The sequence below is a fragment of the Scytonema sp. UIC 10036 genome, assembly GCF_009725235.1.
The window spans coordinates 16,349-30,279 of sequence record NZ_WJFC01000165.1; the positions used below are offsets into that span (position 1 = coordinate 16,349).

Genomic DNA, 13,931 nt, shown 5'->3' on the forward strand with positions numbered 1-13,931 from the left:
ATGCCACCATTCATAATCGATCAAAACAATAATGGCTCTGAATTACTCAAAGCTTTATTAGGTACAACAAAAGGTTTAAGTAAATTCACAATAAGTTTAATAGGAGATGGAAGAGCCTTTGGTACTTTCAAGTACGACCCTTTTTTGTTATCTTCAGGGATTGTGGTGAGTACTGGAAAAGTTACTGATATTAAGGGTTTCAACACAATTGATGGAGGGTTTGATTCTCCTGGACAGAAAGATCTGAGTACTGATTTTGGTTTCCCTGGTAACACCAATGACTCTATCAGCATTAAAATTGACTTTGATGCTGATAGTACAGCAGAAAAACTATTTTTTCAGTATGTTTTTGGTTCTGAAGAATTTGTAGAATATGGTGGACAATTTAATGACTCTTTTAGTTTGTCATTAAATGGTATTAACCTTGCTAAATTAAGAAGTGGCAAAGCGGTTTCGGTTAATAACATAGTTCCTAATCCATTTAGTGGTTACGATCCTGACTTCATATACAATTCAGTAGATAGTGGACCTGCTAATAGTACTACGAAACTAGATGGATACACTAAGCCATTTATTTTTGAAGGAAATTTAATTCCAAATTCTAAAAATAGCTTGGTTATTAATGTCAAAGATGACCGAGATGGACTATTGGATTCTGTTGTATTTATTAAAGGTGGTACACTAGGAACAGTTCGCCCACCAGAAATTGGAGTTGAAGAGGGAGGTAATACTAACAATCCAACTCCACCAGTAATGGATGGGGGTAGTAATACTGGCAATCCTCCACTAGTAGTAGATGGGGGTAATGACACTGGTAATAATCCTCCAGCAGTAATAAATGGGGGTAATGACACTGGCAATAATCCTTCACCTACTCCCTTACAACAAAAGGCTCTCAAAAATGGTGTTAACAACTTATTCTTACTTGAGGGCGGTTCACAAAAACTACGATTTAATCTTTCCTCCAGTGAAGCCAGTTTTATTAACGAAGTAGGCGTGTTTGCCGTTAATGACGATCAAGGCACTATTAACGGTATTCGTCCCGGTCAGCCTGGATATTTACAAACCGCTTTGGAACGATCGCAAGTTGTTTTCTCAGCCCTCCCAAAAGGGGATGTGTCTGGCTCCAATCGCACCCTTAGCTTTGATGCAAATGATACTCGCTTAATGTTTTACCTGGTACAAAACAGTACCACTGACCAAGTACTATCTGACCTAGAAGCAGGACGCACATTTTCTAATGTTTTGTTTGCTTCCAACTTTGGAGACAGTAATGCTTTTTCACAGGTACAAATTTATAACTCAGGCAACAATAGTTTTTCCTTAAATTGGGAAGATCAGTTAGAAGGGGATGATAAGGATTATAACGACCTAATGATGACTGTTGAATTGACCGATACACCACTAGCGCTTGGAACAGTTTTACAAGGAAAGCAAGAGGGAGAATTAGTCGATCTTAGAAATTCATCTACTGTACAAGCTAACATTGCGGTCAACAGCGAGGCAGTTTATGATAATTTAGTCGGCTTTTATACCATTGATGATGAAACAGGGCTTGTTGGGAATCTTCGACCGGGAGATGCGGGATATGCACAAGCTGCACTTCAACGAAACGTCCTTAGCCTTGCTCGGAATACTACTAGTCAATTCAATGGCAGTACTTTGTTAGCACCATATATTATTGCTAATGGCAGCTTAGAGGCATTTCTTAGCCAGAATCCCAATAATCAGTTTGATAATGGTCCACTTGCTTACTTTGCTTACTTGGGCGCGAACCCTGATAAAATCGATCATCTCCGATTGCTAGGAGATAACAAGTTCGGATTTGAAGATTTGTTTGGTGGTGGCGATCGCGATTTTAATGATGTGGTGATGCAAGTCAACTTTACCTAAGCGTTGGTGCAAGCAAAAACGGGAGCACAATTTTTCTGCCTGTTAAGCGCTTTGGCAAAATTAATTTTACATTAGTGATCGCAGGAAGAAGCTTTGCGAATTCGTCAAAACTTGATTGATGCGATCGCTACTACCAGAGAAATTAACACCTTCTTACAAGTCAACAGTACCCTAGATTACTCCGGTGCTGGTTCTAGCTTCAACCTCTACCGACTCAGTTACACTTTCCTGCTATTTGAAGACTTCCGCGTTTCTGTCTTCCCCCAAGGCTTTGCTTCCGATTACGTAGATAAAAACAGCTTTGCTAATAACATTTTATAAATTACCAATCAACGATAACATATCAGTTTCGCCAATATTGCAGGTTATTACCGACCCTGGAAACTCGCAAGCAAACACGATTTACACAGGCACTTTGCGGACGGTCTTTTTCTTTTAAATTTTTGTAGAACATAAAAATAGCATAGCGATCGCATAATTCTAGCATTCAAATCTGTTTTTATTCTAGACAATAGAAACTATCAGCAATTCTAAATTTGAACTGGCGTAAGCATTTTACTTTGATTTCCCGGTAAGCAGTTGAGAATTTTTATCAGAATAAAACCCAAATTAACAGCTTTTGGAATAAGTGGGGTCTCAAAACCGAGTGTTAGGGAGCCAAAATGCCTAGAAAAAAACTAAAAATTTATGGGCTGTACCTTTCAAAGCATTACGTTGTCCTAAATTTAGAATTGCTGAGAAACTATTGATACGCTTGCCTTCTGCAAGAAAAATAACGATTTAAATCTTTGTTCGTAGCCATATAAACCGTAGTAATGGCACAGAGAACGACCATAATCCAACTGCCAACGATGAGAAAGGCGGATAGCTTGGACATGATGGTTCTCACCAAGCATCGCGCAGGTATATAATCTCCTCAATTACCTTGAGAAAATTTGGTAATACCATTGATGAATTTTTCTTTCGCCAAACAGCAGCAATTTGTCGAGTGAGTGTTGCATCTTTCAGCACTTTATAGATAACTCCTTCGCGGTGAAGAATTTGGACATGGTTGGGGAGAATAGATATACCTTTTCCTGATGCCACTAAACTCAAAAGTACAACAACTCCAGTGACTCTAATATTAGACGCAATTTTAGGCTCAAAACCTATTTTTCTGCATAAGGTAATGACTTCTCCGTAAAAAGGCAGCACGTCAAGTGGAGGCAAGATAATCGTCTCATTTGCTAATGCTTTTAGAGAAATCTCAGTATTCTTTTGCTTAGCCAGATTATGATTGGTTGGTAATGCAACAACAAAGTATTCATTGAGAAGGATCTGAGACTCTAAATCTGGGTCATTCCTATCAAAACTGGGAGAGCGTTGAAACACCACATCTAATTCACAATTCTTGAGCATCTGAATCTCTTGTTGAATTTTGACTTCGCGCAATTCTAGTTCCACATTAGGAAATTGTTTCTGAAACTCTTGTAACACTTCGGGCAGAATACTGTTTGCGACAGCATTGTTGAGACCAAGGATTAAACGTCCAATTTGACCAAGACTTGCTTGTTGTACTTGTGCGATCGCTCGCTCGAAGTGCATGAGAGCTAACTGTACTTCTTTTAAGAAAGCCTTACCTGCTTCAGTTAATTCGATGGGGCGTTTGGTGCGATCGAACAGTTTTATATCTGATGTTTTTGAATTGGCACTCAACGATTTTTCCAGTGCCTGAATACTTTGGGTCAGGTTGGGCTGATGAATTCCAAGACGCTTTGCTGCCTCAGTGAAGTTGTTTCCAGCCTGCACCACTGCCATAAAATTGTAAATTTGCCGCACTTCAAGATGATTGAGATGTTGAAAGTTCACAGGCAAGCCCAAACTATATGTGTTACCGTATTATAATATCTCATATTTTACTATATGAAGTATTGTGCTGTACAAGTATAGAACGTAGTTAAGCTTTGCAACTTTAAGGGGCTACAGTGTTTACACAAGTTAGATTTACCCCCCTTAATCCCTCTGATAGATTGGGGGGAAACTAGATTTCCAGTTCCCTCCCCTTTCTAAGGGGAGGGCTAGGGTGGGGTAAATTCGACTTGTTTGTACACCGTAGTTGTCTGTCACTTTGAATTTGAGGTGTGATTTAAAAACTGCATTCTCCACCCATCTCACCCTTATCTTCCAATCAATTTTATGAATAGTGGGTTAGAAGCTTTGCAATCTGTTCAATTTGTTACTGTCAAAGGTAAACGTGTAGCAGGGCAGCGTCAAGTCGCTTCGCTCCAATTCGTAGTTCGTAATTCGTAATTCGTCAACGATTCAACATATAATTGACCCATCAAGCCACCCGATCGCAACTCAGCAAACATCAGCATTCCAATCTGATGAAGTTGCATATCTTGCTGACCGAAACAATGCACGAGGTCGAACCGTTTTGAATCAATGTCGGAGGCTGCAGCAACTTGTCTAATTAATTCCGGTTTTAAGCAAATGTGCAGCGGAGCGCAAATAACATCACTCATATCTGGAGCTTGACACCAATAGCTCGGTTCTCCAGCCGGAACAAAGAAGTTATCCCCTTTGTAAAGGATTGATTCATGCAAGCGATTGTCCCGTTTCTGAATTAAAGGAGCGGGTTGTCCTGTGTGCAAGTAGAGCCAGTGATCCGATAAGGCAGGGAGTTCCATTTCAAAAGATGAAGCAGGACTTTGGCACTGCTCAACCAAAACGCCATTCCAGTTCATCTGCCGACTGGAGAACACCAGCGTTTTATTCCACTGTTGACTGAGGTCGAGCGAGTTGAGAAAGTTGCTTGTCATAGAGCTTGTTTTCACCGATTGTTTCCAGTTGCAAAATAAACACTTCCTAGCTTTTTTCAGCCTGATTTTGGCGCAGTAAAAGTGTTCATCAGTCAAGAATGCAACATGATGACCAGCATATTAAATTTCGGCAGCAAAAATGTTAGTGCCACTGTTGCATATCTATCCGTCACGATCCCAGAAATCACTTGGAGACACGCTCCATGACTCCACCAAATGAGACAGCAACGTTATAACCAATGCGAATTCCGAAGAGTCTGGCATTTGGATGCTTTTTACTGAGATTAAGTGATGCTTGCAGTCCAGTTTTATCGACTTGATAATCGCTTGTTTCAATGTCGATGATAACCATCTTGCCAATGTTTTCCTCGGTTTCGACCTTTTGACGGATTCCGCCCTCGTACAGTTGCTTTGCCCGACGCGCAACTTCTTCGCGGCTTAAAAGAATTGCTTGCATATGCTGCTCCCGATTAATGCTTATTTGACTTTTGTAGACCTCTTTATAATATCCCACAGATTGGTAGGATGAGCTAATGCCTTTACTGTGCCTTAGTTCCAAATTTTGCCTTTCAGATGTTGGGAATCCATAGGTCATTTACAATTATATGTTTTCTCATATTATAGTATGGCATATTTTACTATATAAAATATTGTGCTGTATAAGTTATAGAACATAGTCGGGCTTTGCAATAATGGAGGGAAGTCAGGATGAATCTCGATCGCATCAAGCACTTACCAATCAATAATTCCCATCGCTCTGGTTGGCAATTTTGGATCGATCGCGGCGGTACGTTTACTGACATTGTGGCGCAACGTCCAGATGGCGAAATCATCGTTCACAAACTCTTATCTGAAAATAAAGAACGCTATAACGATGCAGCAATTCAAGGTATCCGGGAGATTTTAGGAATTCCATCAGATGCACCCATTCCGACAGAACAAATTGCAGCAGTTAAGATGGGAACGACGGTGGCGACGAATGCGCTGTTAGAGCGTAAGGGCGATCGCACTCTTCTGCTGATAACTAAAGGGTTTCGAGATGCTCTACGCATTGGCTATCAAAACCGTCCAAACATTTTTGCTCGTCACATTGTACTTCCTGAAATGCTTTATGAGCGGGTCATTGAAGTCCAAGAACGCTATACTGCTCAAGGAGAAGAATTAATTCCAGTTCAGATTAACGAAGCCCTGATTCAATCAATCCAATCGGCATACGATGATGGCATTCGGTCTTGTGCGATCGCATTTCTGCACGGCTACCGTTACCCCAACCACGAACAACAAATTGCAGCATTAGCGAACGATATTGGTTTCACCCAAATCTCTGTCTCTCACAAAGTCAGCCCCCTCATGAAGCTGGTTAGTCGAGGCGATACCACTGTTGTAGATGCCTACTTATCCCCAATTCTACGGCGATATGTAAACCAGGTGGCTGCAGAACTAAGAAAAGATGACAATGCAAGGACTCCTTCTTCCTCCCCGCGTTTGATGTTTATGCAGTCCAATGGAGGATTGATTGAAGCTAACAGATTTCAAGGCAAAGATAGCATTTTATCGGGACCTGCTGGTGGCATTGTTGGAGCGGTAAAAACCAGTGCAATGGCGGGTTTTCATCAAATTATTGGATTTGACATGGGTGGGACATCCACTGATGTTTCGCACTTTAACGGGGAGTACGAGCGCACTTTTGAAACGGAAGTTGCAGGAGTACGGTTACGCGCACCGATGATGTCAATTCATACAGTCGCAGCCGGAGGCGGGTCAATTCTCAACTTCGACGGTTATCGTTACCGAGTCGGTCCTGAGTCTGCGGGTGCAGATCCAGGTCCCGCTTGCTACCGTCGGGGTGGTTCGTTAACAGTGACGGATTGCAATGTGATGGTGGGTAAACTTCAAGCTCCGTTCTTTCCTGCTGTGTTTGGTACTGAAGGGAACTTACCACTAGACACTGAGATTGTACGGAACCTCTTTGCTCAATTGGCTACAGAAATTTTTGAAAAGACAGGAAGTCAGCGCAAACCGGAACAAGTTGCCGAGGGATTTTTAGCCATCGCAATCGATAAAATGGCTACTGCTATTAAGAAAATCTCCATTCAGCGAGGCTATGATGTTACGGAATATACGCTGTGCTGTTTTGGTGGTGCGGGGGGACAACACGCTTGTTTGATTGCCGAAGCACTGGGTATGACTTCAATTTTCATTCATCCCTATGCTGGAGTCCTCTCTGCTTATGGTATCGGCTTAGCGGATGTGCGATCGCTCAAAGAAAAGGCAGTGGAAGTTCAATTAACTCATGACGCGATCCCTGGGTTAGCTCAAACGCTGAACGCACTCTCCGCCGAAGGGTACGCTGACATGATGCAACAGGGTATCGATCGCTCTCAAATTCAAGTTCTGCTCAAAGTCCATTTACGCTATGCAGGTACAGATTCCGCATTGGTGGTAGATTTTGGCAATTCGGAGGAAGTTTTACCTAACGAGGCTCGTTGTGCTATTTTACGAGAACGCTTTGAGCAAGCTTATTATCAACGCTATGGCTTCACAATGCCTGATAAAGCACTGATTGTTGAAGCAGCTTCAGTGGAAGCAGTTGGACAAAGTGGCGAGATTAAAGAACCAACGGTTGCATCTAGCAGAACAGCACCGCTCGAACCAATTGATACTGTTAAAATCTATACTAAAGGTAATTGGCACGATACACCTGTTTATCAACGCCACGATTTAAGACCAGGCGATCGCATTACCGGATCTGCCTTAATTATTGAACCTACAGGAACAAATGTCATCGAGCCGGGATGGTATGCACAATTAACTCAACAAAATCACCTGATTTTAACAAAGGATGACAGCCAGAAGTTAAAGAATGAAATGGAATCAAATCCATCTGCGATCGCTCCTTCCTCCTCGACTCCCGACCCCGTTCTCTTGGAAATTTTCAACAATTTGGTACGGGCAATTGCAGAGGAAATGGGCATTACACTGCAAAACACCAGTTACTCAGTCAATATCAAAGAACGGCTCGATTTCTCCTGTGCTATTTTCGATCGACAAGGACAACTTGTTGCTAATGCACCTCATATTCCAGTGCATTTAGGTTCCATGAGCGAAAGCGTACACAGTTTAATTCAAGCTAAAGGAAAAACTCTGAAACCCGGAGATGCTTACGTATCGAATAATCCCTATAATGGAGGGACGCATTTGCCAGACGTAACAGTGATTACTCCGGTGTTTGTCCCTGACTCTACTACTCCGCTATTCTATGTTGCGTCACGGGGACACCACGCTGACATTGGCGGTATTACACCCGGTTCAATGCCACCTCACAGCACTTCCATCGACCAAGAGGGTATCTTACTAGATAACGTGCAAATTGTCGAGCAAGGACGTTTTCAAGAAACAAATATACTGGAATTGTTGCGTGCAGGGAATTATCCAGTTCGCAATCCCAGTCAAAATTTAGCCGATCTTCAGGCACAGATTGCTGCTAATGAGCGAGGCGTGCAAGAACTTCACCGCATGGTCGAGCATTACGGACTAGCAACTGTGGAAGCTTATATGCAACACGTTCAAGATAATGCTGAAGAAGCAGTGCGACGGGCAATTGATGTGCTACAAGACGGTAGTTTCACGTATTCAATGGATGATGGTAGTATTATTTGTGTCAAGATTACCATCGATCGCCACAACCGTTCTGCTCGTGTTGATTTCACGGGTACTTCACCCCAGCAATCCACCAATTTGAATGCACCATTGGCAATTTGCAAAGCGGCTGTGCTGTATGTATTTCGGACATTGGTTGAGGATGATATTCCACTGAATGCAGGTTGTCTCAAGCCATTGGAGATTATTATCCCAGAAGGCAGTCTGCTCAATCCGCGCTATCCGGCTGCTGTGGTTGCAGGTAATGTGGAAACGTCCCAAGCGATCGCGAATGCATTATATGGTGCGTTAGGTATAATGGCAGCATCTCAAGGCACGATGAATAATTTTACTTTTGGCAACAAGCAACACCAGTATTACGAAACGATTTGTGGCGGTTCTGGGGCTGGTGCTGATTTTGACGGAACTGACGCGGTTCAGACGCATATGACGAATTCGCGGTTGACCGATCCGGAGGTGCTGGAGTGGCGGTTTCCAGTTTTAGTGGAAGAGTTTGCAATCCGTCCTAATAGTGGCGGTCATGGTAAATATAGAGGTGGTCATGGAGTCATTCGCAGGATTCAATTCCGGGAAGCTATGACAGCAGCGATTTTATCAGGTCATCGAGTGATTCCACCGTTTGGGTTGGCGGGTGGTGAATCGGGGGCGGTTGGATGCAATTCTGTTGTGCGACGTGATGGGACGATTGAATCCCTTGGTAGCAAAGCAGAAGTTCAAATGCAGCCCGGTGATGTTTTTGCGATCGAGACGCCAGGAGGTGGTGGGTTTGGGGCTTTACCCTCCTCTTAAAGGTGCTTTACCCCCCTTAATCCCCCCTTATAAAGGGGGGAAAAGGAAAATCAAGTTCCTTCGCCATGGAAAATCAAGTTCCCTCCCCTTTACAAGGGGAGGGCTAGGGTGGGGTAAAACTAAGACTAAAACCTCGGTTTCTTAGTTATTTCAGACTTGTGTGTACACCGTAGCCTTATAAAGGGGGGAAATTGAATTTCCAGTTCCCTCCCCTTTGCAAGGGGAGGGCTAGGGTGGGGTAAAAACAACACTGAAACCTCTATTTACCAAGAGAATCAGTAATACACCACGTGTCGCAAACTTACATAGGAGAATCAATAATGTCAATTTCTACACTTCCTTCCGAAATCCGTCAGCAATGTAGAACTGGTGAGTTAAAAGCTCCTACACCTGGGCTTGCTCTAGGATATGTTCAAGCCAACTTAGTTGTATTGCCCTACGATCTAGCCTTTGAATTTCTGCTGTTTTGTCAGCGAAACCCCAAGCCATGTCCCATTCTTGATGTCACAGAAGTCGGATCTCCCGAACCTAAACTGATTGCTCCTGGTGCTGATATTAGAACGGATTTACCACGCTATAGAATTTTTCGCCAAGGTCAACTCGTTGAGGAAACAACAGATATCAGACCATTTTGGAGAGACGATTTAGTCGCCTTTCTCATTGGTTGCTCTTTTTCCTTTGAGAATGCCATGCTCAATGCTGGGCTATCAGTACGTCATATAGAAGAAGGGAAAAATGTTCCGATGTACAAAACAAGCATTCAATGTATTCCCAGTCGAACCTTTTCCAGCCCCTTAGTTGTTTCCATGCGTCCTTTACCCGCACATCATGTCGTTCGCTCTGTAGAAGTCACGAGTCGCTATTACAAAGCACACGGTTCTCCCGTGCATATTGGAAACCCAAGAGTAATAGGGATTGAAGATTTGGGGAGTCCAGATTATGGGAATGCGGTGACTCTTCGCGATAATGAAGTTCCTGTTTTTTGGGCTTGTGGAGTCACGACTCAAACTGCAATTCTTCAAGCAAAGCCTGACTTCGCCATTACTCATGCACCCGGACATATGTTTGTCAGTGATTTAAAGGACGAAGAGCTTTTGTATTTAAAGTCATAAAGCGTACTTAGTTCTAATGTTTGACTGCTTTTGTGATTCTTACAGTGCTTTATTAAATTCTTATGGGTTAGCGAACTTGTTTCTCCAAGCGAATTGTTAGGTTATTTCTTGCTGTAATACAGTGTGCTTTTCTATCGCTTCAAGAATAATAGTCATTCTTTGCTGCCTGACGGAAGAGAATTTTACAGCGCGTTCGCCGCGTTTCCAGCCTTGGCAAAAGAATTTACCAGTTAAAGTTTTGCACGATGCTTAAAAAAACATATGAGCTATTTACTGATTTTGGTCTATAAACAAAGTATCAAGTTTCGCTAATATTTTTAAGCCTTCCTCTGAATTGCCAGTTGCAGCCATTGCTTTAAATCTGGTGTAGCCATCAAATTCCGCTAGAGCTAAGGTCGATAATTCTTCAATCAGTTTATTGACACTTATTCCTTTGGCTTGAGCAAGTTCTTTTAACCTGTTGTGTTTTTCGTCTGGTAAACGAATAGTTAAAGTAGCCATTCTTAATTCAACTCCTGATAATTTCTTCTGGTTTTAATATTGCTAAATTCGGAAATAACAATTGTGAATTTTGGAAATCCTTAATATTTTGAGTGGCAATAATTTGAGCATTACCAGCAACCGCTAATTCAATTAAGTGGTTATCAGCCTCATCTTTTAAATTAGGTCGCCATAGGTAGTAAATAGAAATCCACTCACTCACACTCAAAAATGATGCGAGTAAAGCAGAAATTTCTACACTAGTTAAAGGGCATTTGGCAAGAATTTCTTTTCGCCCGATGACTGACTCATACTCAGAAAATAAAGTGTTTCCCATTAAAGGCTGATATTTGCCTTTTAAGCAGCGTCGAATTAGTTCTCTACTAGAACCTGTAGAGCTAATAAGCGCACTGATTAAAACGCTGGTGTCAACTACAATTTTAATAGCCATGCCGTTATGATAGCATATACGCTGTCACATGAGGACAAATCACATTTCATAACTTTGTTACCCCTTCAGCAGATTTTGATGAAGAGGTTTCACGTTTTGTAATTCGCTTAACCGAACTGTATTGACCCAGGAGTAATAGGGATTGAAGATTTGGGAAGTCCAGATTATGGGAATGCGGTTACTCTTGGTGATAATGAAGTTCCTGTTTTTTGGGCTTGTGGAGTCACGACTCAAACTGAATTCTTCAAGCCAAGCCTGAATTCGCTATGACTCATGCACCCGGACATATGTTTCAATACCTTCGCCATTTTTGAAGGGTAAAGTGGTGGTGTTTTAATGATGAAAGCCCGTTCTTTTGTTCCTTGGCAAAAATCACTCTTCCTTAAAAAACAGCCTCAGGTTTTCCGGAAGGAATTTTTCTTCAATAGCCTGCAGAGCAAGACATTGAGATTCTGACATTTAACCGCAAGAATACACATGGATAAGAGATTTTCGTTGAAAATGGCAAAAGTTTGTGTACGAGGCAAAAATGGCAAAATTGGTCTAGGCTTCTATATTGGCGAAGGTATTGCCATACAAAAAAACCTAAAAATAATATCATTGACGATATATATCATAAATGATAACGTATTGGTATGTGTTGGAACGTTGAATTGTATCCTTTATTTGCACAAGAGTTCTTGGAATTTTCCGAGGCGGTGCAAGATGCTTTATTAGCAGAAGTGGCGTTGCTGGAAAAGTACGACCCGCAGCTAAACAGGCCCCATGTGGACACACTCAATGGTTCTAAGTATACAAACATGAAAGAGCTACGGTTTAAAGCGGACAACGGTGTCTGGCGAGCTGCATTTGCATTCGATCCGAAACGACAAGCAATTCTGCTTGTCGCTGGTGATAAATCTGGGGTGAGTGAGAAACGGTTTTACAAGCAGCTTATCAAAAAGGCCGATGAACGCTTCGACAATCATTTGACCCAGTTAAAGGAGGAAAACCAATGACTAAAGGGAAAATTTTGCAAAGTATATGGGATAATTTGCCAGACGAGCGCAAGCAACGGATACAAGCTCGAGCTGAAGAATTAGAAACTGAATATCTCACTTTGCAGGAACTACGAAAAGCCGCAGGGCTAACACAGGCGGAAATTTCACGAAGCTTGCGAATGCCGCAATCTAACGTGTCACGCCTGGAAAGAGAGTCTGATATGTTGCTGTCTACTTTGAGGAACTACATTGATGCTATAGGCGGCAATCTAACTATTGTAGTTGAGCTTCCGAATCAGCCCCCTGTTCGCCTGAATACGTTAAGTGACCTTGTAAGCCACGAAGTGGACAGTAAAACATAACAAATTATCAGGACTTACGGATTCACTAAACCTACACATTTCTACTCAAGGTATCTAGGCGCGAAGGTTTGTGTCGGGGGAGAAAACCTTAACTCCCCTTTAATTGCTGTCTGATACGGTAGGGGTTTGTGATTCACCTGAAACTGTGGAATCAATAACGAGGTTGGCTTCCTCTCCCCCTATTCCTTAACTAGACGTTCCTACAATCCGTGTAGGAGTTTCTGAAATGCCTCACATTGGGTGTGCTTAATGTCTAACCACAAACGGTCAACAGCGTCCTGTAATGTCAGACCCATTGCATTCAAGAAACGAGCAGTTCTCTCTAATAAGACAGCTTGAACTTGTTTGTAAGGCATGAACTGCGTAATCGCGGAATCCGTCATACGATGCCTGAGGTTGATCGCTGCATTATGGTCGGATTGGAATACAACCCCATCAAAGGTGAAGAATTGATCTCGACAACGTGTACCCAGTAACGTACCATTCCGATTATCAATCTGCGATGTATACGCAGCAGAAACCCAGCAGATCTGAGTTCTGTGACGTGCCGACCAATGGGTAAGACGATCTGCAACAGTGCCTTTTTCCCATTTATCTAAACGATTTTTAGCTCGTTTAGATAGCTTTTTAGTTGAGCGTATTGACTCTACTAAACTTTCGACGCCGAGAGTTTTAGCTTGAAATGTGATGGAGCGACAAGCTTGGTTGACCACTGTTTCCACGTATGCGTCATCCCGTTGGCGTCGTTTTAATTCTGTTTGATTCCCCAAATTATTTTCTATAATCTTACGCGATTTTTGAGGATGATAGAGACTTCGACAGGTCCAAACCGTATTAAGGGACTGTTGCCTAAGGGAACAGTTGTAGCACACAAAACAGGTACTTCAGCTACCGTCAATGGCGTGACGGCTGCAACCAATGATGTGGGACTCGTGACGCTGCCGAATGGACAACATCTAGCGATCGCAGTTTTTGTTTCAGATTCTCAGGCAACCGATGCAATCCGCGAAGAAGTCATCGCAATCATTGGCGAAGGCTGCATGGGACAAATGGAGCAAATGAATGTGAAATGACACTACGACTTGAGGTTTAGACTAGTTTAAATTGGGGTCAGTAAGGTGTTTGGAAAAACGTAATCCGTTCTTGACAAGCCAGCTATCAATGACTTCATAAATTTGGTCGATAATCTCCTGAGAATAGCCATTTGCTAACATCCAGGTTTCAAACGGATTAGTACCTGTTGAAATTTGGGCTCTTCCATACTTACTGGGCTAATTTTCAATTACAGTCGATAACTTTCCTTTAAAATCAAGGCTTACAGTCGCTTATAGTCACGCATTTTATCCTTAATGCTGAATTGATATCAATAATGACTGTAATGAAAGCCCAGTAAGGATTACAAG

The 13,931-nt window shown here is 42.3% G+C and carries 16 protein-coding genes; 9 read left to right on the forward strand and 7 right to left on the reverse strand.

The window, feature by feature from the left end; all coding sequences use genetic code 11:
* From F7734_RS45535 to F7734_RS64485, 3 genes are all read left to right on the forward strand, one after another.
* Nucleotides 1–1,893, forward strand: coding sequence for a choice-of-anchor L domain-containing protein (locus F7734_RS45535; RefSeq protein WP_155750947.1), 1,893 nt, complete (start codon nucleotides 1–3; stop codon nucleotides 1,891–1,893).
* Nucleotides 1,894–1,986: 93 nt separating this feature from the next.
* Entirely contained in the window at nucleotides 1,987–2,214 is a 228-nt protein-coding gene (locus tag F7734_RS45540; RefSeq protein ID WP_155750948.1) for a hypothetical protein, read from the forward strand.
* Between the two features lie 37 nt (nucleotides 2,215–2,251).
* Nucleotides 2,252–2,332 (forward strand): hypothetical protein, encoded by an 81-nt coding sequence (locus tag F7734_RS64485; RefSeq protein WP_243147430.1) that lies wholly within the window; start codon nucleotides 2,252–2,254, stop codon nucleotides 2,330–2,332.
* A gap of 286 nt (nucleotides 2,333–2,618) precedes the next feature.
* Here F7734_RS64485 and F7734_RS45550 read toward each other — a convergent pair whose 3' ends face one another.
* From F7734_RS45550 to F7734_RS45565, 4 genes are all read right to left on the reverse strand, one after another.
* Nucleotides 2,619–2,789, reverse strand: a complete 171-nt coding sequence (locus tag F7734_RS45550; protein ID WP_155750950.1) for a hypothetical protein — start codon at nucleotides 2,787–2,789, stop codon at nucleotides 2,619–2,621.
* Nucleotides 2,779–3,741, reverse strand: a complete 963-nt coding sequence (locus F7734_RS45555; protein ID WP_166482546.1) for a LysR family transcriptional regulator — start codon at nucleotides 3,739–3,741, stop codon at nucleotides 2,779–2,781. Before F7734_RS45555 ends, F7734_RS45550 begins: the two co-directional genes overlap by 11 nt.
* Before the next feature lie 401 nt (nucleotides 3,742–4,142).
* Complete coding sequence (locus F7734_RS45560; protein WP_207714359.1) at nucleotides 4,143–4,694, reverse strand: hypothetical protein; 552 nt, start codon at nucleotides 4,692–4,694, stop codon at nucleotides 4,143–4,145.
* A gap of 184 nt (nucleotides 4,695–4,878) precedes the next feature.
* A complete protein-coding gene (locus F7734_RS45565) occupies nucleotides 4,879–5,151 on the reverse strand; it encodes a hypothetical protein (protein ID WP_155750952.1) in 273 nt (90 codons plus the stop codon).
* A gap of 251 nt (nucleotides 5,152–5,402) precedes the next feature.
* On the opposite strand from F7734_RS45565, the gene F7734_RS45570 reads away from it, so the two are divergent.
* Both F7734_RS45570 and F7734_RS45575 read left to right on the forward strand, forming a co-directional pair.
* Entirely contained in the window at nucleotides 5,403–9,143 is a 3,741-nt protein-coding gene (locus F7734_RS45570) for a hydantoinase B/oxoprolinase family protein (protein WP_155750953.1), read from the forward strand.
* A 320-nt stretch (nucleotides 9,144–9,463) separates the two neighbouring features.
* Complete coding sequence (locus tag F7734_RS45575; RefSeq protein ID WP_155750954.1) at nucleotides 9,464–10,255, forward strand: putative hydro-lyase; 792 nt, start codon at nucleotides 9,464–9,466, stop codon at nucleotides 10,253–10,255.
* A gap of 270 nt (nucleotides 10,256–10,525) precedes the next feature.
* Here the strand turns inward: F7734_RS45575 and F7734_RS45580 are convergent, their stop codons facing one another.
* Together F7734_RS45580 and F7734_RS45585 are read right to left on the reverse strand one after the other, a co-directional pair.
* On the reverse strand, nucleotides 10,526–10,756 hold the full coding sequence (locus F7734_RS45580; RefSeq protein WP_155750955.1) for a toxin-antitoxin system HicB family antitoxin: 231 nt from the start codon (nucleotides 10,754–10,756) through the stop codon (nucleotides 10,526–10,528).
* A 7-nt stretch (nucleotides 10,757–10,763) separates the two neighbouring features.
* Nucleotides 10,764–11,186, reverse strand: coding sequence for a putative toxin-antitoxin system toxin component, PIN family (locus F7734_RS45585; protein ID WP_155750956.1), 423 nt, complete (start codon nucleotides 11,184–11,186; stop codon nucleotides 10,764–10,766).
* 150 nt (nucleotides 11,187–11,336) lie between these two features.
* Here F7734_RS45585 and F7734_RS45590 point away from each other — a divergent pair, with 150 nt between their 5' ends.
* The 3 genes from F7734_RS45590 (at nucleotide 11,337) to F7734_RS45600 (ending at nucleotide 12,528) form a co-directional block, all read left to right on the forward strand.
* Entirely contained in the window at nucleotides 11,337–11,456 is a 120-nt protein-coding gene (locus F7734_RS45590; RefSeq protein ID WP_243147427.1) for a DUF1445 domain-containing protein, read from the forward strand.
* Nucleotides 11,457–11,821: 365 nt separating this feature from the next.
* A complete protein-coding gene (locus tag F7734_RS45595; protein WP_155750957.1) occupies nucleotides 11,822–12,184 on the forward strand; it encodes a type II toxin-antitoxin system RelE/ParE family toxin in 363 nt (120 codons plus the stop codon).
* Complete coding sequence (locus F7734_RS45600; RefSeq protein ID WP_155750958.1) at nucleotides 12,181–12,528, forward strand: XRE family transcriptional regulator; 348 nt, start codon at nucleotides 12,181–12,183, stop codon at nucleotides 12,526–12,528. The genes F7734_RS45595 and F7734_RS45600 overlap by 4 nt, the downstream gene beginning before the upstream one ends.
* A 200-nt stretch (nucleotides 12,529–12,728) precedes the next feature.
* On the opposite strand, the gene F7734_RS45605 is transcribed toward F7734_RS45600, so the two are convergent.
* The gene (locus F7734_RS45605; RefSeq protein ID WP_155750959.1) at nucleotides 12,729–13,298 is read right to left on the reverse strand and encodes a transposase; all 570 of its coding nucleotides are present in this window, start codon (nucleotides 13,296–13,298) and stop codon (nucleotides 12,729–12,731) included.
* Nucleotides 13,299–13,331: 33 nt separating this feature from the next.
* Between F7734_RS45605 and F7734_RS45610 the strand changes: the two genes are divergently transcribed.
* Nucleotides 13,332–13,601, forward strand: a complete 270-nt coding sequence (locus tag F7734_RS45610; protein ID WP_243147428.1) for a serine hydrolase — start codon at nucleotides 13,332–13,334, stop codon at nucleotides 13,599–13,601.
* The last annotated feature ends 330 nt before the right edge of the window (nucleotides 13,602–13,931 follow it).